Origin of the sequence: Chryseobacterium mulctrae (assembly GCF_006175945.1) — a bacterium.
GTDB classification, from domain to species: domain Bacteria; phylum Bacteroidota; class Bacteroidia; order Flavobacteriales; family Weeksellaceae; genus Chryseobacterium; species Chryseobacterium mulctrae.
The window spans coordinates 2,219,874-2,245,433 of record NZ_VAJL01000001.1; the positions used below are offsets into that span (position 1 = coordinate 2,219,874).

Consider the following 25,560-nt stretch of genomic DNA (forward strand, 5'->3'; position numbering starts at 1 on the left):
ACTGTAATACTATGATTGTTAAATGCTTTAGGCAAAGATAAAAAATTGTATGAATCTGAAAAATGTTTTGAAAATTATTTTTATTAAAATCTACATTTAAAACGAATTTGATCTACAATATTGGTTATTTTTGTTATTTATTCGTTTGCATAAAATGCTGAAACAAAATTTTGTAACAACCATTGTATTTCATCTTACAAATAAAAGGTAAAGATTATCTATGAAAAATATTTTATTTAAAACCATAATCGGTCTCGGATTGGCGGTGAGCATTTCATCATGCAAAAAATCAGATTCACCATTAACGAAAGTTACGCCTACCAATATAGATTCTATTGCGTCTAATTATTATGAGCAATATTTGAAGCTTTATCCTTTAGAAGCTACTTCACAAGGAGACTTGAGGTATAATGATCAGCTTCCGATCAATATTGACAAAGATTTTATTTTGGGTGAAGTTGCTTTTTATAATTCCATCCAAAAACAGCTTGAAAATGTAGATTATAATAGTCTTTCGGATGAAGACAAAGTAGTTTATGATGTTTTAGATTATACTTTAAAAGATAAAATTGAAGCTTACGCATATCACCCTGAATATATTCCTTTCAGCCAGTTTACAGGTTTACCGCTAAACTTTCCTTTGTATGGAAGCGGACAAGGAAGTCAGCCTTTCAATACAGAAAAAGATTATGAAGACTGGTTAAAAAGAATGGAAAAATTCCCTGAATGGATGAATGCAGCTGCAGATAATTTCCGTGAAGGAATAAATAATAAGGTCGTTCTACCAAGAAAATTGGTGGTAAAAATGATTCCTCAGATGAAAGCTGAAGAAATCATCACGCCAGATTTTGAAAAGAATATTTTCTACGGACCTGTAAAAAACTTTCCAAAGAGCTTCAGCAAAGAACAAAAAGAAAAACTTACCAAACTGTATAAAGAGGCGATTACAAAAAATATCATTCCTGCGTATACAAAAATGGGTGAGTTTTTAGAAAAAGAATATTTACCTAAATCCAGAGAAACAGACGGTTACAACAACCTTCCTAAAGGAGACAACATTTACAGATATTATGCTAAAAGCTGGACAACAACCAATAAAACGCCTGAAGAAATTAATAAAATAGGATTACAACAAGTTGCTATGTTACGTGGTGAAATGGAAAAGGTAAAGCAACAAGTTGGCTTCAAAGGAACGCTTGAAGAATTTATCAATTCTGTAAAAACAGATCCGAAAGCGATGCCTTACAAAACCTCAAAAGAAGTTTTGGATGGTTTCAATGGGATTTTAGCTAAAATAACGCCGAAGCTGAAAACCATGTTCAGCGTAACGCCAAAAACTAAGTTTGAGATCAGACAAACCGAAAAATTCAGAGAAGCAAGTGCAAGCGCAGAGTATATCCAGGGAACTCCCGACGGAAAAAGACCGGGAATTTTCTATATGCCACTTCCTGATCCATCAAAATTCAACGTTACTTCAGGAATGGAATCTCTTTTTTTACACGAAGCGATTCCGGGACATCATTATCAGGTTTCTCTGCAACAGGAAAATACAAAACTCCCAAAATTCATGAGATTCGGCTGGTTTGGAGCTTATGGTGAAGGTTGGGCGCATTATTGCGAAACTTTAGGTCCGGAATTTGGGTTATACACAGATCCTTACCAAAAAATGGGATACCTAAGCGATCAAATGCTTCGTGCCGTTCGTTTGGTTGTTGATACCGGAATTCACACCGGAAAAATGACAAGAGAAGATGCAATTACTTATTTCCTAAACAATATTGCTTACGATGAAGCAGGAGCAACTGCAGAAGTTGAACGATACATGGCAATGCCTGGACAAGCTTTAGGTTACAAAATCGGATCTTTAAGAATCAGAGAACTGAGAGAAAAATATCAGAAAGAATTGGGCGATAAATTTAATCTGGCAAAATTCCACGATGAAGTTTTGAGTCAGGGTTGTCTTCCTTTGGATGTTTTAAACAGAAAAATGGAGCTTTGGGCGACGAAGCAGAAGTAAGAAGCTATTAAATATAAAATGAGACGGTTTGACTAAGCAAGCCGTCTTTTTAGTTATTAAACATTATCTTTTCATTAAAATTTAAATGTCATGATTACAGAAAGTATAAAATCATTGTTCACAAGAGATTTAAACCAATTAAAAAAAGAAATAGAAGCATATCAAAACGAAGAAGCAATCTGGAAAATTGATAAAAAAATTCTCAATTCTGCTGGAAATTTATCGCTTCATCTGGTTGGAAATATCAATCATTTTATCGGATCAATATTGGGACATTCAGGGTATGTAAGAAACAGAGAGCTTGAATTTTCATTAAAGAATGTTCCGAGAACGGAATTGGTTGAGAAAATTGAAAAAACGATTGAGGTTGTACATTCTTCGCTTGATCAATTATCGGAGGAAGATATCCGATTGAAGCTTTAGGCTATAAAATGACTACAGAATATTTTCTGATTCATTTGTTTGGACATTTGGGTTATCATTTGGGGCAAATTAACTATCATAGGAGATTGTTGGATGTTGAGTGATTTTTTAAAAACTATTTATTATTTAACCACCCCGTCTAAATTTTCTTTGAAAATTTATCCACCCCTCCATTGGAGGGGAATTTTTACAGTGGCTATATTATTTATCTTTTTCTTCGAACAGCATTTTAGTAATAAAATCTTTCTCGCCTTTTCCTCTAGCCGGAGAATATTCTCTTCCGTAGAAAATAATCTGAAGGTGAAGTTTATTCCAAAACTCTTCTTTCCATAATTTTTTGGCGTTTTTCTCGGTTTCTACAACGTTTTTCCCGGAAGTGAGCTTCCATTGCGTCATCAGTCTGTGAATGTGTGTATCGACGGGAAAAGCAGGAAATCCAAAACCCTGACTCATCACTACAGAAGCCGTTTTGTGTCCCACTCCTGCCAATTCTTCCAGTTCTTCATACGTTTGAGGGACAATTCCGTTATGTTTTTCCAAAAGTTGCTCTGCCATTTTTTTCAGATTCTTCGCTTTTGTATTCGAAAGTCCGATTTCTTTGATGAGTTCTTTAATTTCAAAATCCTCCAGTTTAGCCATTCTTTGCGGTGTTCCTGCTACAGCGAAAAGTTCTGGAGTTACCTCATTTACCTTTTTGTCGGTAGTTTGCGCAGAAAGTGCAACAGCAACCATAAGAGTATAAACATCTGTATGATCTAAAAAAATAGGAACAACAGGATATAATTTTTCTAATTCTTCCTGAATGAGTGTGGCTCTTTGCTTTTTTGTCATTTAACCATTAAATTTGAACAAAAATAAATCATTATGCTGAAAGTTGGAGACCAATTACCACAATTTGAAGGAATAAATCAGGACGGAGAAACAATTAATTCTGAAAAGTTACTCGGAAAAAAATTAGTTATTTTCTTTTATCCGCAAGCAAGTACTCCTACATGTACGGTAGAAGCGTGTAATTTGAGCGATAATTATTCGCAATTGGAACAAGCAGGATTTCAGCTTTTAGGAATCAGTGGAGATACCGTGAAAAAGCAGAAAAATTTCCACAGCAAATTTGCTTTCCCTTATGATCTGATTGCTGATGAAAACCGTGATATTATTGAGAAATTCGGGGTTTGGAAAGAAAAAAAAACTTTTGGTAAAACTTACATGGGAATTGTGAGAACTACTTTTATTTTCGATGAAAAAGGAATTTGCACGAGGGTTATTGAAAAGGTGACTTCTAAAACAGCAGCTGCACAGATTTTGGAATAAATTTAAACACAAATTTTCACAAATGTTTTCACTAATTTCATACATATTTTGTGTTTATTCGTGAAAACATTTGTGATTTTAGTATTTCGTTATTCTGTTTCGTAATATATCAACTCTTCATCTTCATTGGGAAGCGTTACATATTTTTGGAATTTTAAACCTAATCTTTCGATTAATTTTTGAGAAGAAAAATTGTCTTTTGAAGTGATTGCAGAAATTTTGTTTAAACCAAAATCTTCCATCCCGACAGATTTTACTTTCTGAGCGGCTTCAAACATTAAACCTTTGCCTTCAAATTTTTCAAGGACAGAAAATCCGATATCTGCAACATCTAAACCTTCTCTTTCGAAGATTCCCACACTTCCGATTTTCTGATTTCCTTCTTTTAAAACAAGAATATAATTTCCGAATCCTCGTTTTTCAATTTGCGGTAAAAACTTAGATTTAATATAATTCTCGGCATCAGAGAGAGAATTGATGTTCTTATTTCCAATAAACTTTATAAAATTGGGCATATTATAAAGCTGAAAAATAATATCAGCATCATCTACAGAAACAGGTCGAATTAAAAGCCTTTCTGTTTCGTAGAAATTATTTTCTTTTTTTGGCAGGTTGTTTTTTTGGCTCATCTTTAGGTTCTTCTTTCTTTTCTATTTTTAAAAGACGTGGGTTATTTGTACAGTTTTTAGTATAAACCTCAATGTATGTTCCGTTATCTTTAATATTCGAAACTATGCCTGTAGATTTATTGACCGTTAATGTAAAATGTGTTTTCTGATAAGGACACTCTTTTGAGGTAATCTTTCCAAGATCTAAGTAATAATTAGTGGCGTCAGTGTAATAATTGGCGGCAATATCAACAAATTGTTCATCTATTAAATAACCATCCAAAACAGCAGACAATGCAGCTTCTTCAACGTTATCAACCTTTCCGATAAACTCTTTTAGTTCCTTTAGATCAGTCAAATAGCTTATTTTCCCTCCTACAGAAGAAACAATATAGTAAAAACTTTCTTGTCCCGGTCTGAAATTAAACCCCACAAATTGAGGAAGATAATCTTGTTTGGTTCCTGAGACTTTTACTTCTTTATTTTTGCCATAACTGTTATTAACCAATACCCAAAAATCAACTTTGCTATTGGGAACAATTTTACCCAACACGGTATCAATATTTGAGAATTTTTTCTTTTCCTGAGAAAAAACAGAGATTCCTAATAAGAAAAAAAGAAAAGTAAGAATTGTAATTTTTTTCATAGTTTGAAATACGGACAGAAACTATGCCAATATTTACATAAATTTCTCTCCTTTTTTAAGGCTTTTTAAATCTAAAACGTATTCTTTAATCTGCTGATCGTGCTCTCTTGGACAGATTAAAAGTACTTTATCTGTATCTACAACGATAAAATCTTTTAAACCGTCTATTACAACTGCTTTATTATTTTTTACATGAATAATATTTCCTGTAGAATCGTAGGTAAGCGCTGTTTTTATATTGACTGCATTTTCATTTTCGTCTCTATCGCTATTTTCGAAAACCGAAGTCCAGGTTCCGAGATCGCTCCAGCCTAAATCAGCCGGAATTACATATACGTTTTTAGCTTTTTCTAAAATCCCGTTATCGATTGATATTTTTTGAATTTTAGGATAAATGAGTTCTATACAGCTCACCTCTGCTTTTGCATTGTATTCGCAAGCCATAAACTGCTGAGTCATGTCTGGAAGAAACATCTCAAAAGCTTTGTGAATAGATTTTACATTCCAGATAAAAATTCCTGCATTCCAAAGGAAATCTCCGCTTTCAAGGAAACTTTTGGCAATTTCAAGAATAGGTTTTTCTGTGAAAGTTTTAACTTTATAATAGTCTGAATCTTTTTTCTCAACAAATTGGATATATCCGTAACCTGTATCTGGTCTCGTTGGTGTAATTCCTAAAGTCACTAAATAATCATGAGTAGAAGCTAAGTCAAATGCCAATTCTACTTTCTCCAAAAAAACATCTTCTTTTAAGATTAAATGATCTGCAGGAAGCACAATCATCGTAGCATCGGGATTAATTTCTGCAATTTTATTTGCCATGTAAAGATTACATGCAGCCGTATTTTTCATCAAAGGCTCACCCACTACATTATCCTCAGGAATTTCCGGTAATTGCTGATGAGAAAGCGCTACATACTCTTTGTTGGTAATTACAAATATGTTTTCTTTAGGAATAACCTTACTGATTCTGTCATAAGTCTGCTGAATCATGGTACGACCCGTTCCTAAAATATCCTGAAATTGTTTGGGAAATTTCTGTGTGCTCAGAGGCCAGAATCTACTACCGATTCCTCCCGCCATAATCACACAGTATTTATCTGATTTTAACATATTTAACTGCATTTTTTCACTCTAGCCAAAGGTTTGAAAGAATACTTTCGTCCTGTAGCCAGATTCATACAAAGATAGTTTTTTTTAATCAGACCTTCCAACAAATACTTTTGTTCTCGATAGATGAAATTTTCGCCCTTGCTAAGCTTCTCTATAAAAACCTCATCATCATTCTGATTTTCAATATGAAAATATTTTACGAGATCCGGACTTGCCATAAAATTGGCTTTCGGAGACCGTGAAAACTTAGTTATAATCGGCTTCAGATCTTCATCGTAAACATCTGCACTTTCCAAAAGCATTTCTCTGAAAGTATGTTTCCATTCGTTACCATGCGGAGAAATTTTTCTACCGAATTTTTCGAAGGCAATGAGATGTGCTAATTCGTGAGTTAATACGAAAAAGAAAAGTTGCGGGGCTAATGTAGAATTGATGCTAATTTCGTGCGAATTATCACGTAACTTCCGGTAGTCTCCAAGCTTCGAATTTCGGTTTCTAGTAACTTTTATATGAATAGAATAATCTGAAAACCATTTCTTTAAATACAAAAGTGTATTTTGAGGTAAATATTTTTCTAAAGACTGAATAGACATCTTACAAAGTTAGCGGAATCCCTGAATAGAAATTCAATAATTTAAGGCTGAAAAGATAATTAAATTTTGCCTGTTGAACCGAGCCTTGAGAGTTTGCATAATTGTTTCGAGCAATATTTAAATCGTAAATTGTTGTACGCCCTGCTGCATAACTTTTATCTGCAAATTCCATAGCCAATTTCGTGCTTTTTTCGGCTTCTACTGCAGCAAGATACACTTCATAATTAGCATCTGCATCAAACTGAGCTTGCTGAACACTTTGTCTTACAGTTTGTTTTTGCTGTTCTAAAGTAATTTTGGCAATATTTTCGTTAATTTTCGACTGCTCTACCTGAAGTTTGGTAATTCCTTTATTGAAAATAGGAATATTTAAACTAATCCCACCTTGTTGTCCAAAATTATCTTTGTACTGCTGAAAAAAACCAGGCTCTTTGGTGGCATTTCCAAATTGGTCGTACCCTGCATTATCTGTATTCAATAAATTCCTATAAAAAGTTCCAACCCCTACACTCGCAGTAAGCGTAGGCCAAAATGCCGTTTTAGTAACTTCTGTTTGGGTTTCTGCAGATTTTATTCTGCTTTGCGCCGCTTTTATTTGCGGTTGATTTTCGTAGGCTAAATTTAAAACATCATCTACAGAAAACAATTGAGGAGTTAATTTATCATCAACTTCCACATCTTCCACATCAAAATCTTTGTATTCTTTTAGCTGAAGTAATTGCGCCAAAGCAAACAGACTTCTTCCTACATTGATCTCAGCTGTCTTTAAATTTTGTTTTTCTCTTGCCCAAGCTGCTTCTGCTTCTGCAACAATTGTTTGAGCCGTTGTTCCTACTTCTGTAGTTATTTTTGCCCTATCAAATTGTTTTTTTGCATTTTCTGTTGCGCTCTGAGAAATCTTTACGATTTCCTTGTTCAGTAAAGTCGTTAAATATTGTTGAGCAATCTGAAGCGAAATATCGTTTTTAATGGTTTCAATATCATATTGACTTGCCTCTACATCAAACTGAGACTTCCTGATTGTTTTTTCAAGCCTTCCATTATTGTAAATTAAAATATCAGCTCCAATGTTTGCCGAATTACTGAATTGATCGTTTCGGATACTTGTCGTTCCCAAAGAAGCTTGCCCAAAACTTACATTATTTCCCATGCTTGCATTTACAGAAGGAAGGTAATTCTTTTGGGCAATTTTAAGATTAGAATCCTGAATCTGTTTTGAATATTCATTCTGAATCACCTGAAGATTATGCTTTACTGCGTAGTCTACACATTCACGCAAAGACCATTTCTGCTGAGCGTTTAATCCTGCAAAGGCTAATCCCAAAACTACCGTCAAAACTTTTTTCATAAGGAAATATTTAATTTTTTTTCAAATGGAGCCGTTATTTTCAATTGATTATTTTGGTGAGAAAGCTTGCAAATAACGATTTTAAATTGGCTTTATTCAAATTAGACGTAAAGATTGCAAAAAAGTTACAGATTTAGAAAATTATTGTTTCATTTTAATGAAAGTTTTGAGAATTTTGCATCATGACAAACGCACAATATCAGGAAGCTGTAGAATGGCTTTTCGTTCAGGCGCCAAACTATCAGATAGATGGACAAAAAGCATACAAACCGGGACTTGGAAACATCACAAGACTCTGCGCATTTTTTGATAATCCGCAAGATAAAATAAAATGCATTCATATTGGAGGAACCAATGGGAAAGGATCTACCAGCAATATGCTATCTTCAGTTCTTCAAGGAGCAGGTTACAAAACAGGTTTATATAACTCGCCGCATCTTATTGATTTCACAGAACGGATTAAAGTTAACGGTAAAAATTGCGATAAAGAGTTTGTCTATAATTTCATTTTAAAACTAAAAAAGCTTCCGGAAGATATTCTGCCCTCTTTTTTTGAGTTTACAACAATTATGGCATTTGAATATTTTGCTCAGCAAAAAGTAGATATTGCGATTATTGAAGTCGGATTGGGCGGAAGATTAGATTCAACCAATATTATCAAACCTTTGGTTGCAGCAATTACAAATGTTCAACTCGATCATCAGAATATTTTAGGAGATACTGTCGAAGAAATTGCATTCGAAAAAGCAGGAATTATAAAAGCAAATACCCCAATAATTTTCGGAGATAATAATGAAATTGCAAAAAACATTATTAAAGACAAAGCTGTTAAAGAAAACGCTCAATTTATCGATGCTACTGTTTTAAAAACTGAGCTAAAATCAGATTTGAAAGGAAATTATCAAAATAAAAACATTAAGGTTGTTTTAAGCTTAATTGAAGAATTAAGAAAACTAAACTACTCTATCTCAAATAAAAATATTGAAACTGGACTTTTATCGGTTCATAAAAACACCGGATTTATTGGTCGTTGGTTTGAATTCTCTCAAAATCCTTTGACAATTTGTGACACAGCGCACAATCAAGCCGGCTTGGAATCGGTTTTTGAACAGTTAAATTCTATTGAAAAACACAAACACGTTGTTTTAGGATTTGTCAATGACAAGAAAATTGATGATGTAATTGACTTACTTCCTCAAAATTCCCAATTTTATTTTGCAAAACCATCCATCAACAGAGGAAGACACCCTCAAGACTATGAAGATTTATTAATTAATTCAAAAATAAATTATAAAATTTTCGATTCTGTACAAGAAGCGTATCTTTCTGCAAAACAAGAATGTACAAATGAAGAAATGATTTTTATTGGCGGAAGCAACTTTGTAGTTGGAGATTTTTTAGAAAAAAATTTGGAGATTTGTGAATAAGTCGTATATTTGCACCACTCTAAACAACGGCAACGTTGAAGAGGGCGATTAGCTCAGTTGGTTCAGAGCATCTGGTTTACACCCAGAGGGTCGGGGGTTCGAATCCCTCATCGCCCACAAAAGTTCCTAAAACTTTTATAAAATTTAGGGCTCTTAGCTCAGTTGGTTCAGAGCATCTGGTTTACACCCAGAGGGTCGGGGGTTCGAATCCCTCAGGGCCCACAAAAACTCTCAGATTATTCTGAGAGTTTTTTATTTTATACCTATTCATGGGAGTTTACAGGGGTTTTAAAATTTTGTGGAAATTCTTGAAAAGGGTGTTTTTAAGTTCTTTTTGGAATTTTGAGGCATACTTTTAGGTTACCCACTTTTGCACTAGGTTACCCATTTCATTTTTTAGACATTCTACTTTCATTTTAATCCTAAAATTTAGGTTAAAAAGAGCAAAATTCTGCTCCTAAAAATCACTAAAAAAATTATACTCAGGTTACCCATTAGGTTACCCACTCCAAGTCTAGGTTACCCATTTTAACCCCTATGAATACTATGAAACTCTCAATACTATTTCTACTAAGAAGAAACAAAGCTAACATAAAAGGTCTATGTCCTATTGAATGTAGAATCACTTTAGACAAACAAAGAAAACCTTTCTCAACTGGTATTTTTATCAACCCAGAATATTGGAATGCTTCAAAACAGAAAGCCCATCCTCCTAACAAAGGAAACAACCAAGTCAACACCCAACTAAGCCTGATTAAACAAGAAATTAATCAGGCTTTTTTGTTCCTACAAGTTCAGGAAAAGGAATTTAGTGTAGATGATATTTACAGCCAATTTAAAGGTGAGAATGTTAAGCTTGATAAATCCATCAAGGAAATGTTCCATTTACATATTGCTAAACAAGAAAAACTAATAGGAATATCAACTACTAAAGTCTCTGTAGCAAAGTTCTATCAGACACAAGCTCATGTATTATCTTTCATTAATAAGAAATACAATAGGTCAGACTACCTGTTAAAAGATATGACTATGGCATTTATCACAGAATTTGAGTTCTACTTGAAAACTGAAAAGAAGTTTATGCAGAATACAATCTACAAGACTTTACAAAGATTCAGGCAGATTGTGAAACTTTCTGTAGCATTAGATTACTTACCTAAAGACCCTTTCCTACTTTACAAAGGTAAGAAGCCTAAAAAAGAGATAGTTTTCTTATCTAAAGATGAGTTAAGAAATCTGGAACAGCACCAATTTGCATCTGAAAGATTACAACAAGTAGCAGATATGTTTATTTTCTGCTGTTACACAGGTTTAGCTTATACTGAAATGGCAACATTAAAGGAAAGTAATATTCAGACTGGATTTGATGATAACAAATGGCTTTATATTAGAAGACAGAAAACTAAGAAAAGTTATGAAGTTCCTCTACTAACAAAAGCTTCTGATATCTTAGATAAGTACAGAATTGAAGAACAGTTGTTACCTGTAGTTTCTAATCAAAGGTTCAACTCTTATCTAAAGGAGATAGCTGAGATTGTGGGAATAGATAAAATCCTAACACACCACATAGCAAGAAAGACCTTTGCATCAACTATCCTACTCTTTAATAATGTGCCAATGGAAATAGTTTCTGAACTACTTGGTCATTCTGAGATTGGGATTACTCAGCAGCACTATGCTAAGATTGTGAAGGAGAAGATTAGTGAGGAGATGAGTAAGCTAAATTTTAGGTTAGAGTAACTCCTAATTAACTGCTTTGTATTATTTTTACAGAGCAGTTATTACCCATATGAAACTACCAAACCAACACTTTCAAGACTTCCCAATTGAGTACAAACAAATTAATCCTGAAGATTTCATTTCTGCAGGGTTTGATGTTGAAGAAAAAGTAATTATAGAACCCAATGATGATGGTTATATTTTTGATGCCTTAAGACGAGTCATAGGTATATCAGACAAAAAGACTGTAGTCGTTAATGCTCCTGTAGGATATGGAAAATCTTATGCTATCATAAAACTTATTAAAGCTATCTATGATATTAAACCAGAGAGCAAAATAATTGTAGCTACACCATTTGTAAGCTTGGTAGAACAGTATGTAACAGATATTAGTGAGGTGGGGAATATACCTAAGAATGATATTTACAGCTACTCAAATCTAGGAAGAAATAAAAAAGAATCTTACAAGGACAAAAGAGTTCATGTTTTAACAGCTAATACATTACTTGGCAACCCTGGAGAAGATGGTTTTAAAAACTCTGATGCAAAAAGACTGTATATTGATAATATCATTGAGGAGTCATTTAAAGACAATTCTGAAGTATTTTTCATTTATGATGAGATTCATGATGCAATCCAAAACTTTAAGGAAGAGTTCATGCTTTATCTGTAAATTCCAGTGATATTGACCACCCAATTTCAATTCAAAGTGACCAGGTAATTTCGGTTTAAATTGACCACCCTTAAATTTGATAAAAACTCTTGTTTTTCATGTGTCAATTAGTATTCAAATATAATAAATAATTACTCCCTGTTAACTCCTCTCTTTTTTCTCATAGATTCCCCCTGGAGTTCCAGGCGGTGAGACTGATGTATAAGTCTGTCCAGAATAGCATCGGCAATGGTCTTTTCACCAATAATGTCATACCAGCCCTGCACCGGGATCTGCGATGTTACAATGATGGATCCGTTGTTGTGACGGTCTTCTATGATCTCCAGAAGGGTTATCCTGTTGGCACTGTCCAAAGCCTGAAGACCAAAATCATCAAGGATGATCACATCCTGTCTTTGTATTTTTGCAAGTTCGCGCAGGTATGACCCGTCTGCTTTTGCCATTTTTAGTTTGGCAAACAGCTTGGAAGTATTAAAATAATTGACCTTGAAGCCTTCGATACAGGCCTGATAGCCCAATGCGGTTCCCAGGTAACTTTTACCCACGCCTGTACTTCCTGTGATCAGGATGTTTTCATTTTTTTCTACGAACTCACATCCTGCAAGACACATTACCAGATTACGGTCGAGATTGCGGGTGTCATCGAAGTTGATACTTTCAATACTGGACCTGTAATGGAACTTTGCATTTTTGATGCTTCGCTCTATGCGCCTGTTGTGCCTCTCATCCCATTCGGCATCGATGAGCATCGATATAAACTGGTCGAGGGTATAATGGTCTGTCCTTCCGCTTTCAATAGCGGTCTTAAAGGCATTGTGCATGCCGTAAAGCTTCATTTGCTTCATTTTGCTCACTGTCGGTTCGTTCATAACTGTTGATATTTAATGATAATATTGTTTTCCTCTGATGTTGCCGTGATCAGGCAGTTCCTGCTCCTTTTCTTCTTTTTCCGGATCGATCATCTGATCCAGATTGTTCTCCAATATCTTCTGTACGGTCTTAAAGCTGTAGATCTTAAAATCCAATGCCCGTTTACAAGCATTTATCAATCGCTCTCTTCCTACTTTCTTTTCGAAGTTCAGGATTCCCAGGCAGCTTTTGTAAGCTTGCTCGGGATGATTCCGACTGTCGATAATTTGGAGGATATATTCTCCCACTGCAGTATCAATACTGTTTGCCCAATCGATAAAGCGGGCAGCACTCCATCCGGCCACGAACTGGTGGGTGCTGGCTAAATGTTCTGTAATGGTCGTGTAGACATAAGGCTTGTAATTGCGCCTGTGCATCGCGATCCTGTTGTATTTATAGTAGATCTCCACAGTGGAAGATGTGTATAGGATCTTGATCTTTTTCTTGATATACTGGTACGGAACACTGTAGTAGTTCTTATCCCGGCTCAACTGTACGTGCCCGTTCTGCATCACTGTTGCAAAGGATTGGTACCTGATCTCAAAACGACGCTCAGGCAGTGGGCGCAGCTGCTGCTTCTCGTCCTCCAGGAACAGCTCGTAGCGGGAGTAAGGGCGTCCTGTGAGCTTGCGTTTGTTATGAGAGTCCAACAGATCCCAGATCTCACTATTTAGTTCATCCAGGCCGCAGGATCCCTGTTGAAGGTTGGCGTAGATCCTTCTGTACAGGATCTTTACCGCTCCCTCTACCAAGGATTTATCCCTCGGTTTGTAAGCCCTGGCAGGCAAGATGGTCGTTTCATAATGTTCGGCCAGATCGGCCAGGGTCTCATTGATGGTGGGTTCAAAACGGCTGCTTTTGATCACTGCGGATTTTAAATTATCAGGAACGATCGCTGCCGGTGTGCCTTCAAAAAAGCGGATGGCATTTTCTACAGAACGTACAAAATCTTCCTTCTGCTGGCTCATAGAGGCTTCAGCATACGTGTACTGGCTTGCTCCCAGAATAGCTACAAAAAACTGAACTTCTTTAAGCTCCCCGCTTTCCTTATCAATAATGGAGAGTGTTTTCCCTGCATAATCGACATACATCTTATCACCGGATTTGTGATTCATATGCATCACCGGGTTCACACGCTTGCCCCATATCTTGTAATGATGCCGGAACTGTGAACTCTGAAAACCATCAGGATGCAGTGCAAGATATTGCTCCCACATATGATGGATAGTGATTCCTACCTTTTTGAGCTCACGTTCCATCTTTGGGAAAAAATCGTACAGGGACTGTAGTTTGGGGCTAATGGACTCCGCGGTGGTATTGGAAAACAAAAGTTCCAGCTCGGCATCTGTCTTGGCATTGATCGCATCAAGGTTTAAGCCCAGAATCTCATACAATGAGATGTATTTTTTAACGGTATTTCTGGAAAGGGATAAATAGCTGCTTATAAATAACTTGCTCTTTCCAGTGCTGTAGAATTTTATGACTTTTCTAATTTTACTCATGTCTGTTATTTTATTTGCCATAATCCGCTTTTTTTAACGAATGTATGACGCTAACATCATGAAAAAATCAAGTCGTTTTTATCTCAAATATAACCCAGATAACAGGTGGTCATTTTGGACCGGAAAGTGGTGGTCACTTTGCTCCGAAATCAGTGGTCAATTTACTCCGAAATTAGGTGGTCAATTTGACCGTCTTTTCCAATACCATAAAGAACTATGGTTTTCTATACTTTACTTTGTGAGTAATACATTTCAAAAGTGGTCATAAATGATAATGACTAGGTTATCAATAATGATAACTTTAGTATATTTGTTAACTACATAAATGACTATAACTTATGATAACAACTTTAGCATTGAGCTTTCAACATGTTTTAATCCTTTTAATTGTATTGGGATTTCCTGCATTAATATTATTTCTAATCTTTAAGCCAAAAGCCAGAAACAATGTGTCTTTGACTTCAATAGAAACAAAAAATAAAACACAAAAATCAATGTCTCCAATAAATAGGTTAAAATTTCTTAGTCAATCTGACAGATATATTTATGGTGCTATAATAGCAATCTTTTTAGCCTTAATCTGTGGATATTTGTTTAGTGATACTGAATATTATTTGTCCAGTAATGAATTTTCTAATGGTGTAAGAATTAGCACAGCAGAATATGAGGAAATGGCTAAAAACAACAGCAGTGATTATGCAATGACTAGACTTAGATTTAATTATCTAATATTTTTTTCCTCGTTAGCCATTTTTTCAGGAATTGGTTATTCATTAGATAAAAGAATAAATAAATAGTATCTAAAGATGACCTTGCAAGCTATTCACTATTACAATGCTCCAGGTAACATCAATCTTGAAGATGACTTTAAAAATGGAGTTATAACATTTGTTTCATTTTCCACTATGTTTAGTAACTCAGTAATTACCTGGGAACTGAATAAAGGTAAGCTGTGGATATGTGAAATGTACAGTAAATTTTATAAGGAATATGAAAGGGCAGATAATGAAGAATTGATTGTTGATGGTAAGAAAACCTATCATGACTGGCTGGACTGTCAGATTTTAGTTCCTACCTACATTATTCCTATCTGTCCACAAGTAGTTGGTACACATTACCAAATTAACATCAAAAATGGCTACCTAGATGGATATAAAATTATTACAGTCTATGACGAACCTGATGTTGACATCTTTTAACAACTTACTACAAACCACCTAATACAGGTGGTTTTTTAATTTTAAAACAAAATGAATAATGACATATACAATCATTTAAAGTTTGAGCTTGGAACAGAATATGACTCCTTTGAGTTCCAGGTTATATCAATTCCTCCTTATGAGTTTCTTGAGAATAACTTATCCTTGGAATCCTATGAGTATTTTGGAGATAACAGTAAAGTTCTGGGGCTAATTACAAAGCATATATTTCTTTATTTTAATGCTGATGTATTGATGAGAGTAGAGTTGCTTTACAGAGGAGACAAAGTAAAAACCTTGAAAAGAAAGTTGGAAGAACTGAATGTTACATTCACAGTTAATTTAACCTTGAAGCTTTTTTATTCAGAAATTACAGGCTTAACAGTCCTGATGTATCAGAATAAAGTTTTAGACAGCTTTTACAAATACTAATTTTTAATCAAAATTCAAACATGAATACAGAACCACAAGTTTCAGAAATACAAGTCTCATATTACCCCAGGTTAATTCAATCACAAAAAATTGCCTCCAGTAGTGATGCTGTAGAAATAATCAGAAAAGCATGGGATAAGAGAACAATAGAAATGCAGGAAGAAGTCAAACTGATTCTACTTAACCAATCAAATACAGTATTGGGAATCTACAACCTTTCAAAGGGTGGTATAAATTCAAGTTTAGTAGATGTCAGGCTAATACTTTCAGTAGCATTAAAATGTTTAGCTACAGGATTAATATTGATACATAATCATCCAAGTGGAAACCTTAACCCAAGTAAGTCAGACCTGGATATAGTTAAGAAATTGAATGAAAGTTGTAAACTCCTCGAGATTACTCTTCTTGACAGTATCATCATCACAAAAGAAAGCTACATGAGTTTTGGTGATGATGGAATGTTGTAGGAAGTAATGAAACAAAAAAGGCATCCTTTTAGGCATACCCAAAATCAAGAAAGCTTTGAAACTACTATTAATAAAGAGAAAATAAAGATTGTGGAGAATCCCTCAGGGCCCACAAAAACTCTCAGATTTTTCTGAGAGTTTTTTATTTTAATGCTATCTTGATTTTCTAAGCATCAATCCAAGTTTATATAGATCTAAAAATTTGAGATTAGGATTTCCGGAAAGTAAATTCTTTTTCAGAAATTTTTCAAAAAAATTAAATAAAATTAAAACAGGAAATTTTAATTCTTTTTTATGAACAGACTCATATGCTTTTACAAGCTTTATTTCAGATAATTTAGGGCTTAATGCTTGATTATTTAGCATGAGCAGAAGACTCTCCACAGACTCATCAACCTTTTTCAAATAAACACTCCCCTCTTCTACGTCATTATTATAAATCGGATTATCAATATGTATTACCGGGATTTTTGCTGATTTTAAATCCATTGAAAACACCAAATCTTCATAGCCATATTTCCGGAGATCAGGATTAAATTTAATGCTTTCAAAGATATTTTTTTTAATCAGAAAATTATTTGTCTGAAAGCTTAAGTAAGGTTTTATTTTTCTCTTTTCTAACGGTAAATTTTCTCGCTCTACAGCAAATTTCCATCTTAAAATATGCTTTTCTGAAGACGGCTTTTCTGAAACCTTTCTTCCACCATAAACAACAGCTATATTAGAATTTTCATCTAAAAGATTGACATAGTTTTTAAGAAAATTTGAAGAAATAATTTTTCCGTCACAATCTAAAAAGAGCAGATATTCCGTTTTTGAATAATCTAAAAACAGATTTCTAATTCTGGATCTTCCAATATTTTTTTCAAGTAAAATAAACTGATTTACCTGATGATTGAGTTCGTTATTTATTTGTTTGAAATTCTCGTCTGAACCGTCATCAATAAGAATAATTTCAGCATCAATTGAATCGCTTTCGATTTCTTTTTTAAGATCATAAACCAATTCTCTTACATCAAAATTATAAACCGGAATGCAAACAGAAATCTTCATTCTGTTAAATTTTGTCTATAATCTGTTGTACGTTGATTTCTTCCAGACACGCCCAATCGCCACGGTAACATTCTTTATCACCAAAAACCGAACAGGGTCTACACGTAAGATCATTAATCTGAACCACGTCATTCTCGCTTTGGCCGAAACCTAAAAACCCTGCATATGGGTGAGTGGCTCCCCAAATTGAAACACAACGGGTTCCTACAATACTGGCTAAATGCATATTAGCCGAATCCATCGAAATCATTACTTCAAGCTGAGAAATTAGGTTTAGTTCTTCTGAAAGATTAAGTTTTCCTGCCAAACTTTTGGTATTGGGAATTTGTTTTTCCCAACTTTTAAGAGTTTCTGTTTCTTTTTTTCCGCCTCCGAAGAAGTAGACGGTATTTTTTTCTGCTAAAATTTTTACAAGTTCAAAAGACTTCTCTAAAGGAAGCATTTTTCCTTTATGCTGAGCGAATGGCGCAAAACCAATTCCTGATTTTTGATTAGATTTTGGTCGTAACTGATGCGAAAGTTCAACTTTAAAACCCATATCCCGAAAAACATCTGCATAACGTTCTACCGTTCTTTTTAATTGAGTTTTATCTAAATTCCAGACATCCGTAAGGTTTTCTTTCTCCTCTTTTCCTTTGTTTATTTTAAAAACCCTTAAACCCTTTCTCACATAAAGTTTATCTAAGATTTTAGAACGGATAACATCATGTAAATCAGCAATATAATCTGGGTGATATAATTTTAATAATTCTTTACCCAACCTTCTTATTCCGAGAAAACCTTTATAATCATCAAGATCAATCCCATGAAAGATAACATTCGGAATATCAGCAAATAAGCTCTCAAAATTATTCCGTGAAACCATCACAATTTCAACTTCTGGATTTTGTTCCAAAAACTCCCGAAAAACAGGCACTGTCATAGCGACATCACCAAAAGCGGAAAAACGGTATGCTAAAATTCTGGTCACAACTAAGATTTCAGTTGGTATGCGACTGCATAAAATTTGATTTGCTTGGTCATCGCCATCAATCCGTTGGCTCTTGAAGGAGATAAAAATTCCTGCAATCCGATTTCAGAAATAAATTCAAAATCAGAATCAAGAATTTCCTGGGTAGAATGACCGCTATAAATGCTTACCAGCAAAGAAACGATTCCTTTTGGAAGAATTCCGTCAGAATCTGCATTGAAAAATAGTTTTCCATCTTTAAATTCAGCATCAATCCACACCTTGCTTTGACAACCTTTGATTAAGTTATCATCGGTTTTCTTGTCATCCGGAAGACCTTTCAGTTCTTTACCCAAATCTATGATGTATTCATATTTCTGTTCCCAGTCTTCAAGAAATGCAAATTCGTCGATTATTTCCTGCTGTTTTTCTTTAATGGTCATTTCTATACTTTCTTTCTGCAAAGATACTAATTTTTAGAGTTTTTAGTTTTGTAGAAAATTAATTGAACCATTAAGATTAGTGAAATTCGTAATCACAATAGTTTAATAATTTTAATAACAATCTTATCGAGAAGCTTTTTCAAAAACATCCAGCAATTTCACTTCTTCATTTTCCCAACAAAGAATTTCCGAAGCTTTTTTCAGTTCTAATTGATAGTTTTTTCTCCCTTTATTTAACACTAAATTTATTGCTGCAGCTATATTTTCGGGTTGATGGTTTTTGATAATTTCTCCAACATCAAACTGATTTTTAATATTCAGCATTTCAGGAAGTGGAGATAGAATTAAAGGTACTCTAGCCTGAATACAGTCTAAAACCTTATTAGGAAGTGAAAATTCATAACTTTCACCGCCGTTTTCTTCGATGCTCATTCCAACATCAGCCGTTAATGTGATTTCTCTTAAGTTTTCCGGAAGCAATTTTCCTAAAAACTGAACTTTATCCTGAAGATTTTCTTTTAAAACTAAATCTTCATATTCCTTTTTCTTAGGTCCGTCACCGGCAATTTTAAAAATAACATTTTCAAGATAATGCATTGCCAAAATAGCTTTATTAATTCCTCGAAATGGATTAATTGCACCTTGATATAAAAGTATTTTCGGCTTGTTTTCTGGAATTTCTATTGAAAAATCAATTTTTATTGGCGCATTCTGAACGACGGTTGGATTGATTCCATATTTATTCTGAAACCATTTTGCATAACTTCCGCTCGCCGTCATCATGAATTTTAAATTCGGCACAATTTTGTTCTGCAGATAACGCCACAATTTCTGAGACATTTTCCCTTGAACAGCCGGCATTTCAGAAAAAATTTCATGACTGTCAAATATTAACGGAATATTTAATTTTTTAGCTAAAAGATAATTAGGCAGTAAAGCATCCAAATCATTGGCAAGAAGAATCGTATGCTCATTTGCTTTTTCATAAAGCTGCCAATAAAGCATCCAGTTAAACTCAAAATAAGCGGTCTTTAAAGTTTTAGAAATAATATTTATTCTTGAAAAAGGATATGGACGGATCATTGCTTCTTCCCCACCCCAATTATTGCCTATTAATTCAATTTCATACCCGTTTTCATGTAGCGTTTTACAAACTTTTTCAATTCTTTGGTCGGTATAAAGATTACTGAATGCAGAAATTAATATTTTTTTTCGAGCCATTATTTCTTCTTTACAATGAGTAAATGATACACCTGTACAAAGCAAATAATTCCGTTGGGAATAATAACCGGCCAAAGCATTCCGCTAAAAATTCCGTAGATGACAAAACAGAGACAACCAATACAATTGACAATCCTGATTTTGGTTAAATCTTTAAGAATAAAACTCAAAACGATAAAAACTGAAGCAGCATAGCCGATGTAATTGACAATTTCAGGACTCATGAGGAATATTTAAGGACAACAAACTTAGTCATTTTCAATAAGATAAAAAATATTTTTCTGCCATAAAGTCATTAATTGGTTTTTGGTAAAATATTTGTAATTTAGATATTGAATATAAAGCAATTCTGCTTTTATTCTAACGAGATATATTATGGATTATAAGTTTTCACAAGGTTTGAGCCAAGTGTTCAAGCAAAGCAAAAATGAAGCTAAAAGGCTGAAAAGTGAATTTCTTAATACAGAACATCTACTTTTAGGTATTATAAAAACAGAAAACTCTGCAAAAGAAATCCTTCAAGGGCTTAATGCCGATTTAACACAGATCAGAAGAAAAATTGAAACTTTAAATACAGCAAGTCTAAATCCTATTTCTGAGGAAGTCACTAATATTTCATTCACGAAAATGGCAGATCATTCCATTAAGCGTGCAGAATTAGAATGCAGACAATACAAAAGCAACGAGATCAATACCGTTCACCTGCTTTTGGGCATTTTATATAAATATGAGGATCCTACTTCAAGTATTTTAGGAGCTTACGATATTGACTATGAAGGAGTTTCAAGAGAATATCAAACAATGCTTAAAAATTCCGGAGAGGCACCTCAGAATTCGGCTTACGATGATGATGATGACAGAGAAGAATTTGAGCAGATGAGAAAGCCTACAGGAAATCTGGGTTCTTCAAAAAGTAAAACTCCAACCTTAGATAATTTTGGTAGAGATCTTACTTCTTTGGCAAGAGACGGAAAATTAGATCCTGTAATCGGTCGTGAGAAAGAAATTGAAAGAGTTTCACAAATTTTATCAAGAAGAAAGAAAAACAATCCGTTGTTGATTGGTGAGCCCGGTGTTGGTAAATCTGCCATCGCTGAAGGTTTAGCTTTAAGAATTCAGCAGAAAAAAGTTTCGAGAGTTCTTTTTGGTAAAAGAGTAATCACGCTAGATTTGGCGAGTTTGGTTGCCGGAACAAAATACCGTGGTCAATTCGAAGAAAGAATGAAAGCGATCATGACGGAGCTTGAAAAGAACCGTGATGTCATTTTGTTCATTGACGAATTACACACTATTGTTGGTGCTGGAAGTTCTACAGGAAGTTTAGATGCTTCAAATATGTTTAAACCGGCTTTAGCAAGAGGTGAAATTCAATGTATTGGTGCTACAACTCTTGATGAGTACCGTCAGTATATTGAGAAAGACGGAGCTTTAGAAAGAAGATTCCAAAAAGTAATGGTGGAGCCAACTTCTATCGATGAAACGATTCAAATTCTGAATCAGATCAAAGATAAATATGAAGAGCACCACAATGTAGTTTACACAGAAGAAGCAATTTTGGCTTGTGTCAATTTGACATCAAGATATATTACAGACCGATTTTTACCGGACAAAGCGATTGATGCGATGGATGAAGCAGGATCTCGTGTTTACATTAAAAACATGAAAGTTCCTACTGCCATTATCGATTTTGAAAAGAAAATTGAAGACATCAAAGAATTAAAGCAAAAAGCTGTAAAAGCTCAGGATTATCTGGAAGCAAGAAAGCTGAAAGATGAAGAAGAGCGTTTACAAATGGAGTTGAATTCTGCGCAGGATCAATGGGATAAAGATGTAAAAGAGAAAAAAGAAACGGTATCTGAAGAAAGTGTGGCAGAAGTAGTTTCTATGATGAGTGGTGTTCCTGTAACGAAAGTTGGTAAAAATGAGCTTGATAAATTGGCCGGAATGGATAATAACCTGAACGGAAAAGTTATCGGTCAGGAAGACGCTGTGAAAAAGGTGGTTAAAGCTATCCAAAGAAACAGAGCGGGATTGAAAGATCCGAACAGACCAATTGGAACATTTATTTTCTTAGGAACAACCGGTGTTGGTAAAACTGAGCTTGCAAAAGTAATGGCAAGAGAACTCTTCGATTCTGACGAAGCTTTGATCAGAATTGACATGAGTGAATATATGGAGAAATTTGCAGTTTCAAGATTGGTTGGTGCGCCTCCGGGATACGTTGGATACGAAGAAGGTGGACAATTAACTGAAGCGGTAAGAAGAAAACCTTATGCAGTCGTTCTTTTAGATGAGATTGAAAAAGCGCATCCGGATGTATTCAATATCTTGTTGCAAATCTTAGATGAAGGTCACGTAACAGACAGTTTAGGCAGAAAAATTGACTTTAGAAATACAATTATCATCCTTACTTCAAACATCGGAACAAGAGACATCAAAGACTTTGGTGATGGTGTAGGATTTGGAACCAACGCTAAGAAAACCAGTTCAGATTCAAGAACCAGAAGTACGATTGAAAATGCTCTTAAAAAAGCGTTTGCTCCGGAATTCCTGAACAGAATTGATGATATTGTGATCTTCAACTCTCTTGAAAGAACTGATATTTCTAAAATTATCGATATTGAATTGGCTAAACTATATTCAAGACTTGAAAAATTAGGTTACAAAGTAGATCTAACTACCGAAGCCAAAGATTTCATCTCAGAAAAAGGTTGGGACAAAGATTTTGGTGCAAGACCATTGAAGAGAGCTATTCAGAAATATATTGAAGATTTATTGGCAGAAATGCTGGTAAACAAGCAATTGACTGAAGGCGAAACAGTAACTTTAGATGTAAATGAAGCAAAAGACGGTTTGGAAGGAAAAACTTCGAAGCCAAAAAAATCGGCAGAAAAGTCACAATCTTAAATAATTAATTTAATTATAAATAAAAGCATCGGGAAATTCTCGATGCTTTTGTTATTTTTATAATAATAGATTATGATAATTCACAATTGTTTGTATTTTTGTATAAACCATTAATAATCATAAAAATATTAATTGAATATGAGGTCAAAAAATCTATTTTTTCTGTTATTTTCTTCAAGTCTGTTTGCCCAAGGTTTTAACTATGAAAGAGATTGGGCGACTTACTTTGGTGGAACAAATTCTTACCTTACAGGGATTTATGAAGATAGCTCAAATAATATATCCGCAGATGTTATAACAACTTATCTAAGTCCTACTGGAGGAATCACTCCTGTTTCTTATTATAATCAGTTTGTAACTCCTGGAGGTCAAACATATACCGGAAATAATTCTAATAACTTATATGGCAAGTTTTCATCTTCAGGAAATCTCTTACAAGCAGAATATAAAGCATATTATTTACCTACATCAAAACAAGCAACTTATTTCAGAGATGATCTTGGAAACCGATATGATATTGAGAATAATATTACAGCTTATACAACGCTTCCTTCCGGAGCCTGGCAACCAAACAATAACGAGTCTACAGATGTAATTTTTGCTAAATATGATATCAATAATAATCTCTTATGGAAAACCTACATTCCCAATACCGGAGAATATAATAATTTTGAAGTAGACAATAACGGGAATATTTATATCACTGGTCATACCAAATGGCAGACTTTAGGAGATCCGGGCACTTTTCAGCAGAATTTTGAGCATGTTTATGATACCTCCGGAGCACTTTTACCTAACACATATATTCTAAAATTAAATCCACAAGGTCAAAAATTATGGGCAACATATACCCCCTCCAGCTCAATAAACGGAATAACAGTTTATGAAAATAATCTTTACATTTTTGGACACAATGATTTAAAAACAACACAATCAACATTATCTTCACCCAATACTTTTCAGACCGCAAAAGGAGGGCAGTTTATTTCAAAAATTGATGGAATAACAGGACAAAGAGTTTGGGGAACCTATTATGGTACCCCAGGAAATACGCTTGATGCAGGTCTTTCTGATATAAAAGCGGACGAAACAGGAGTCTATGTAACAGGAATGACTTTTGGTGTGATGGGTGATATTTATTATGCCATGGAAGGTGCTTATAAACATCAAACTACCGATGGCTTTGATATGTTTATTACAAAATTCAACCTTTCTGGAAATAGAGTTTGGAGTACATACATAGGAACTGATGGATATGATTCTTACAGTGGAGACAGAGGTCTTGATATAAAAAATGGTAAATTACTTTTCACTGGATTAAATCAGGGAAATTATAATATTTCAACTCCTGGAGCTTTTGTCAGCACAAAACCTAACGCGAATAGCGAGGATCTCTTTTTTGGTATTCTGAATACCAATAATGGACAGCCAGATTTTATTTCCTACTACGGAGGTAATGTTAATAACCCTTTGGGAGCTGTTGATGCAAGGTGTAGTTTTTCAAAATTTTCCCCTGGATTTTATCTGTATGGAGCAACTTATCGAAACAACGGCTTTACATCAACAAATGCTTACCAGCAAGGAATTATTTATCCTGCAGGAGTTACAATGGGACGTTCCGGATTTATTGCTAAATTCAATCCGAAATTTCTATCTACTTCTGAAATAAATTCTTCTGAAGATATTGTTCTCTACAACAATCCGAATAATGGAAATTTCTGTTTAAAAGGGTCTGTTTTAAATAAAGAACCACATATCATAAGTATTAATGATATTTCCGGAAGACTAGTTTATTCTAGAAACCTTCAAAAAAACAAAGAAGAGCATTTTAACCTTGAAGGTCAGCTTTCAAAAGGAAATTATATTCTGTCAATAAAAAATACAGCTAAAACCTTAATAAAAAGCTTTAAATTAATTATTAAATGATAAATCAAAAGCATCAGAATTTTTCTGATGCTTTTTTATATAAATCTTTTAAAGTCCAACCACAAAACCCACACTAGGAATCAATCCCCCAGAAAAAACACTACTATTTTCTTTATACAAAACATTGTACATCAAACCAATCTGCATAAAAGAATTATTCCCGATTTGTTGCATATAACCTCCTCCCAAATATAAAGCAGTCTCTTGCTGATCGTTTTTGAAATCGTAATATTTGTCTTCATAATTGATGAAAAAATGCTGCAGATTTCCACTCACAAAGAAAGATCTTGCAAAATAATAATTGACAAAAGGACCAAAACCAAACATCGTCGATTTATAAAAATCCGAAGTCTGCCAGGAAACGCTTCCAATTAAACCGGCCTCCAAATCATTGGTCAGTCGGTAACCAACTCTCGGTGCAACCTGAAGATTAAAATAAGAATTACTTCCGAAACCAACACCTAATCCTCCACCGAAAGTCCACTTATTTGTTTCAGCAGTGGGTGTTCCTATTGCAACTTGAGAAAATGACAATCCGGAAATCAGGATAAATAAAGAAATAAACAGTTTTTTCATATTAGATATTTTTTTGGTGAACATTTAAACAACGATTTTGTGTTACTATCGTTTTTATCAATGTATAAAATTATCATTTTTTTTGTGAATAGGATTAT

25 protein-coding genes, 2 tRNA genes and 1 pseudogene are annotated in these 25,560 nt (G+C 34.2%); 14 read left to right on the forward strand and 14 right to left on the reverse strand.

Annotated features, from left to right (window positions below):
• Nucleotides 1-220 precede the first annotated feature (220 nt).
• Entirely contained in the window at nucleotides 221-2,017 is a 1,797-nt protein-coding gene (locus FDY99_RS10080) for a DUF885 domain-containing protein (RefSeq protein WP_139421197.1), read from the forward strand.
• A 90-nt stretch (nucleotides 2,018-2,107) separates the two neighbouring features.
• A pseudogene (locus FDY99_RS10085) lies at nucleotides 2,108-2,544 on the forward strand (DinB family protein).
• A 97-nt stretch (nucleotides 2,545-2,641) separates the two neighbouring features.
• Here FDY99_RS10085 and FDY99_RS10090 read toward each other — a convergent pair.
• Nucleotides 2,642-3,271: an endonuclease III domain-containing protein gene (locus FDY99_RS10090; protein WP_139421199.1), complete on the reverse strand. Its 630-nt coding sequence runs from the start codon at nucleotides 3,269-3,271 to the stop codon at nucleotides 2,642-2,644.
• Between the two features lie 33 nt (nucleotides 3,272-3,304).
• Here FDY99_RS10090 and bcp point away from each other — a divergent pair, with 33 nt between their 5' ends.
• Entirely contained in the window at nucleotides 3,305-3,751 is a 447-nt protein-coding gene (bcp, locus tag FDY99_RS10095; protein ID WP_139421201.1) for a thioredoxin-dependent thiol peroxidase, read from the forward strand.
• An 89-nt stretch (nucleotides 3,752-3,840) separates the two neighbouring features.
• Here bcp and FDY99_RS10100 read toward each other — a convergent pair whose 3' ends face one another.
• From FDY99_RS10100 to FDY99_RS10120, 5 genes are read right to left on the reverse strand one after another with little or no spacing between them, the layout of a single operon-like run.
• A complete protein-coding gene (locus FDY99_RS10100) occupies nucleotides 3,841-4,380 on the reverse strand; it encodes a GNAT family N-acetyltransferase (RefSeq protein WP_139421202.1) in 540 nt (179 codons plus the stop codon).
• Nucleotides 4,343-5,005, reverse strand: a complete 663-nt coding sequence (locus FDY99_RS10105) for a hypothetical protein (RefSeq protein WP_139421204.1) — start codon at nucleotides 5,003-5,005, stop codon at nucleotides 4,343-4,345. The genes FDY99_RS10100 and FDY99_RS10105 overlap by 38 nt, the downstream gene beginning before the upstream one ends.
• A 33-nt stretch (nucleotides 5,006-5,038) precedes the next feature.
• Nucleotides 5,039-6,118: a mannose-1-phosphate guanylyltransferase gene (locus FDY99_RS10110; protein WP_228448767.1), complete on the reverse strand. Its 1,080-nt coding sequence runs from the start codon at nucleotides 6,116-6,118 to the stop codon at nucleotides 5,039-5,041.
• A gap of 2 nt (nucleotides 6,119-6,120) precedes the next feature.
• Nucleotides 6,121-6,711: a SprT-like domain-containing protein gene (locus FDY99_RS10115; protein WP_139421206.1), complete on the reverse strand. Its 591-nt coding sequence runs from the start codon at nucleotides 6,709-6,711 to the stop codon at nucleotides 6,121-6,123.
• Between the two features lies 1 nt (nucleotide 6,712).
• Nucleotides 6,713-8,059: a TolC family protein gene (locus FDY99_RS10120; RefSeq protein ID WP_139421208.1), complete on the reverse strand. Its 1,347-nt coding sequence runs from the start codon at nucleotides 8,057-8,059 to the stop codon at nucleotides 6,713-6,715.
• 182 nt (nucleotides 8,060-8,241) lie between these two features.
• Between FDY99_RS10120 and FDY99_RS10125 the strand changes: the two genes are divergently transcribed.
• From FDY99_RS10125 to FDY99_RS10145, 5 genes are all read left to right on the forward strand, one after another.
• Entirely contained in the window at nucleotides 8,242-9,486 is a 1,245-nt protein-coding gene (locus FDY99_RS10125) for a bifunctional folylpolyglutamate synthase/dihydrofolate synthase (protein WP_139421210.1), read from the forward strand.
• Nucleotides 9,487-9,528: 42 nt separating this feature from the next.
• Nucleotides 9,529-9,603: transfer RNA gene (locus FDY99_RS10130), tRNA-Val, on the forward strand.
• A gap of 30 nt (nucleotides 9,604-9,633) precedes the next feature.
• A tRNA-Val gene (locus tag FDY99_RS10135) sits at nucleotides 9,634-9,708 on the forward strand.
• Between the two features lie 324 nt (nucleotides 9,709-10,032).
• Complete coding sequence (locus FDY99_RS10140; RefSeq protein ID WP_317129823.1) at nucleotides 10,033-11,226, forward strand: site-specific integrase; 1,194 nt, start codon at nucleotides 10,033-10,035, stop codon at nucleotides 11,224-11,226.
• A 49-nt stretch (nucleotides 11,227-11,275) separates the two neighbouring features.
• Complete coding sequence (locus FDY99_RS10145) at nucleotides 11,276-11,878, forward strand: DEAD/DEAH box helicase family protein (protein WP_139421213.1); 603 nt, start codon at nucleotides 11,276-11,278, stop codon at nucleotides 11,876-11,878.
• A gap of 131 nt (nucleotides 11,879-12,009) precedes the next feature.
• On the opposite strand, the gene istB is transcribed toward FDY99_RS10145, so the two are convergent.
• Together istB and istA are read right to left on the reverse strand one after the other, a co-directional pair.
• Nucleotides 12,010-12,747: an IS21-like element helper ATPase IstB gene (istB, locus tag FDY99_RS10150; RefSeq protein WP_139421215.1), complete on the reverse strand. Its 738-nt coding sequence runs from the start codon at nucleotides 12,745-12,747 to the stop codon at nucleotides 12,010-12,012.
• Between the two features lie 12 nt (nucleotides 12,748-12,759).
• Nucleotides 12,760-14,310: an IS21 family transposase gene (gene istA, locus FDY99_RS10155; RefSeq protein ID WP_139418575.1), complete on the reverse strand. Its 1,551-nt coding sequence runs from the start codon at nucleotides 14,308-14,310 to the stop codon at nucleotides 12,760-12,762.
• A gap of 317 nt (nucleotides 14,311-14,627) precedes the next feature.
• Here istA and FDY99_RS10160 point away from each other — a divergent pair, with 317 nt between their 5' ends.
• The 4 genes from FDY99_RS10160 to FDY99_RS10175 all read left to right on the forward strand — a co-directional run bounded on the left by FDY99_RS10160 (nucleotide 14,628) and on the right by FDY99_RS10175 (nucleotide 16,387).
• The gene (locus tag FDY99_RS10160; RefSeq protein WP_139421217.1) at nucleotides 14,628-15,086 is read left to right on the forward strand and encodes a hypothetical protein; all 459 of its coding nucleotides are present in this window, start codon (nucleotides 14,628-14,630) and stop codon (nucleotides 15,084-15,086) included.
• 108 nt (nucleotides 15,087-15,194) lie between these two features.
• A complete protein-coding gene (locus FDY99_RS10165) occupies nucleotides 15,195-15,488 on the forward strand; it encodes a hypothetical protein (protein WP_139421218.1) in 294 nt (97 codons plus the stop codon).
• 51 nt (nucleotides 15,489-15,539) lie between these two features.
• Complete coding sequence (locus tag FDY99_RS10170; RefSeq protein WP_139421220.1) at nucleotides 15,540-15,920, forward strand: hypothetical protein; 381 nt, start codon at nucleotides 15,540-15,542, stop codon at nucleotides 15,918-15,920.
• 20 nt (nucleotides 15,921-15,940) lie between these two features.
• A complete protein-coding gene (locus FDY99_RS10175) occupies nucleotides 15,941-16,387 on the forward strand; it encodes a JAB domain-containing protein (RefSeq protein WP_139421222.1) in 447 nt (148 codons plus the stop codon).
• Between the two features lie 153 nt (nucleotides 16,388-16,540).
• Here FDY99_RS10175 and FDY99_RS10180 read toward each other — a convergent pair whose 3' ends face one another.
• The 5 genes from FDY99_RS10180 to FDY99_RS10200 form a co-directional block, all read right to left on the reverse strand.
• Nucleotides 16,541-17,440 (reverse strand): glycosyltransferase family 2 protein, encoded by a 900-nt coding sequence (locus FDY99_RS10180; RefSeq protein ID WP_139421224.1) that lies wholly within the window; start codon nucleotides 17,438-17,440, stop codon nucleotides 16,541-16,543.
• A 4-nt stretch (nucleotides 17,441-17,444) separates the two neighbouring features.
• On the reverse strand, nucleotides 17,445-18,410 hold the full coding sequence (locus FDY99_RS10185) for a glycosyltransferase family 9 protein (protein WP_228448768.1): 966 nt from the start codon (nucleotides 18,408-18,410) through the stop codon (nucleotides 17,445-17,447).
• 2 nt (nucleotides 18,411-18,412) lie between these two features.
• Nucleotides 18,413-18,832 (reverse strand): SufE family protein, encoded by a 420-nt coding sequence (locus FDY99_RS10190; protein WP_074230590.1) that lies wholly within the window; start codon nucleotides 18,830-18,832, stop codon nucleotides 18,413-18,415.
• Nucleotides 18,833-18,955: 123 nt separating this feature from the next.
• Nucleotides 18,956-20,053 (reverse strand): glycosyltransferase, encoded by a 1,098-nt coding sequence (locus tag FDY99_RS10195; RefSeq protein ID WP_139421226.1) that lies wholly within the window; start codon nucleotides 20,051-20,053, stop codon nucleotides 18,956-18,958.
• Nucleotides 20,053-20,277: a uroporphyrinogen decarboxylase gene (locus FDY99_RS10200; protein WP_139421228.1), complete on the reverse strand. Its 225-nt coding sequence runs from the start codon at nucleotides 20,275-20,277 to the stop codon at nucleotides 20,053-20,055. Before FDY99_RS10200 ends, FDY99_RS10195 begins: the two co-directional genes overlap by 1 nt.
• Before the next feature lie 151 nt (nucleotides 20,278-20,428).
• On the opposite strand from FDY99_RS10200, the gene FDY99_RS10205 reads away from it, so the two are divergent.
• Together FDY99_RS10205 and FDY99_RS10210 are read left to right on the forward strand one after the other, a co-directional pair.
• Entirely contained in the window at nucleotides 20,429-22,960 is a 2,532-nt protein-coding gene (locus FDY99_RS10205) for an ATP-dependent Clp protease ATP-binding subunit (protein ID WP_139421231.1), read from the forward strand.
• 138 nt (nucleotides 22,961-23,098) lie between these two features.
• Nucleotides 23,099-24,886 carry a T9SS type A sorting domain-containing protein gene (locus tag FDY99_RS10210; protein WP_139421233.1) on the forward strand — a complete coding sequence of 596 codons (1,788 nt, stop codon included), beginning with the start codon at nucleotides 23,099-23,101 and terminating at the stop codon, nucleotides 24,884-24,886.
• A 48-nt stretch (nucleotides 24,887-24,934) separates the two neighbouring features.
• Here FDY99_RS10210 and FDY99_RS10215 read toward each other — a convergent pair whose 3' ends face one another.
• Nucleotides 24,935-25,462, reverse strand: coding sequence for a hypothetical protein (locus FDY99_RS10215; protein ID WP_139421235.1), 528 nt, complete (start codon nucleotides 25,460-25,462; stop codon nucleotides 24,935-24,937).
• Between the last annotated feature and the right edge of the window lie 98 nt (nucleotides 25,463-25,560).

What these genes read in the sequence shown, in the direction of transcription:
- FDY99_RS10125 (WP_139421210.1), top strand. Translation starts at nt 8,242, where the DNA reads ATGACAAACGCACAATATCAGGAAGCTGTAGAATGGCTTTTCGTTCAG.
- FDY99_RS10200 (WP_139421228.1), bottom strand. Translation starts at nt 20,277, where the DNA reads ATGAGTCCTGAAATTGTCAATTACATCGGCTATGCTGCTTCAGTTTTT.
- FDY99_RS10175 (WP_139421222.1), top strand. Translation starts at nt 15,941, where the DNA reads ATGAATACAGAACCACAAGTTTCAGAAATACAAGTCTCATATTACCCC.
- FDY99_RS10120 (WP_139421208.1), bottom strand. Translation starts at nt 8,059, where the DNA reads ATGAAAAAAGTTTTGACGGTAGTTTTGGGATTAGCCTTTGCAGGATTA.
- istB (WP_139421215.1), bottom strand. Translation starts at nt 12,747, where the DNA reads ATGAACGAACCGACAGTGAGCAAAATGAAGCAAATGAAGCTTTACGGC.
- FDY99_RS10195 (WP_139421226.1), bottom strand. Translation starts at nt 20,053, where the DNA reads ATGGCTCGAAAAAAAATATTAATTTCTGCATTCAGTAATCTTTATACC.
- FDY99_RS10110 (WP_228448767.1), bottom strand. Translation starts at nt 6,118, where the DNA reads ATGTTAAAATCAGATAAATACTGTGTGATTATGGCGGGAGGAATCGGT.
- FDY99_RS10100 (WP_139421202.1), bottom strand. Translation starts at nt 4,380, where the DNA reads ATGAGCCAAAAAAACAACCTGCCAAAAAAAGAAAATAATTTCTACGAA.
- bcp (WP_139421201.1), top strand. Translation starts at nt 3,305, where the DNA reads ATGCTGAAAGTTGGAGACCAATTACCACAATTTGAAGGAATAAATCAG.
- istA (WP_139418575.1), bottom strand. Translation starts at nt 14,310, where the DNA reads ATGGCAAATAAAATAACAGACATGAGTAAAATTAGAAAAGTCATAAAA.
- FDY99_RS10115 (WP_139421206.1), bottom strand. Translation starts at nt 6,711, where the DNA reads ATGTCTATTCAGTCTTTAGAAAAATATTTACCTCAAAATACACTTTTG.
- FDY99_RS10105 (WP_139421204.1), bottom strand. Translation starts at nt 5,005, where the DNA reads ATGAAAAAAATTACAATTCTTACTTTTCTTTTTTTCTTATTAGGAATC.
- FDY99_RS10145 (WP_139421213.1), top strand. Translation starts at nt 11,276, where the DNA reads ATGAAACTACCAAACCAACACTTTCAAGACTTCCCAATTGAGTACAAA.
- FDY99_RS10215 (WP_139421235.1), bottom strand. Translation starts at nt 25,462, where the DNA reads ATGAAAAAACTGTTTATTTCTTTATTTATCCTGATTTCCGGATTGTCA.
- FDY99_RS10160 (WP_139421217.1), top strand. Translation starts at nt 14,628, where the DNA reads ATGATAACAACTTTAGCATTGAGCTTTCAACATGTTTTAATCCTTTTA.
- FDY99_RS10190 (WP_074230590.1), bottom strand. Translation starts at nt 18,832, where the DNA reads ATGACCATTAAAGAAAAACAGCAGGAAATAATCGACGAATTTGCATTT.
- FDY99_RS10180 (WP_139421224.1), bottom strand. Translation starts at nt 17,440, where the DNA reads ATGAAGATTTCTGTTTGCATTCCGGTTTATAATTTTGATGTAAGAGAA.
- FDY99_RS10165 (WP_139421218.1), top strand. Translation starts at nt 15,195, where the DNA reads ATGTTTAGTAACTCAGTAATTACCTGGGAACTGAATAAAGGTAAGCTG.
- FDY99_RS10080 (WP_139421197.1), top strand. Translation starts at nt 221, where the DNA reads ATGAAAAATATTTTATTTAAAACCATAATCGGTCTCGGATTGGCGGTG.
- FDY99_RS10170 (WP_139421220.1), top strand. Translation starts at nt 15,540, where the DNA reads ATGAATAATGACATATACAATCATTTAAAGTTTGAGCTTGGAACAGAA.
- FDY99_RS10210 (WP_139421233.1), top strand. Translation starts at nt 23,099, where the DNA reads ATGAGGTCAAAAAATCTATTTTTTCTGTTATTTTCTTCAAGTCTGTTT.
- FDY99_RS10205 (WP_139421231.1), top strand. Translation starts at nt 20,429, where the DNA reads ATGGATTATAAGTTTTCACAAGGTTTGAGCCAAGTGTTCAAGCAAAGC.
- FDY99_RS10090 (WP_139421199.1), bottom strand. Translation starts at nt 3,271, where the DNA reads ATGACAAAAAAGCAAAGAGCCACACTCATTCAGGAAGAATTAGAAAAA.
- FDY99_RS10140 (WP_317129823.1), top strand. Translation starts at nt 10,033, where the DNA reads ATGAAACTCTCAATACTATTTCTACTAAGAAGAAACAAAGCTAACATA.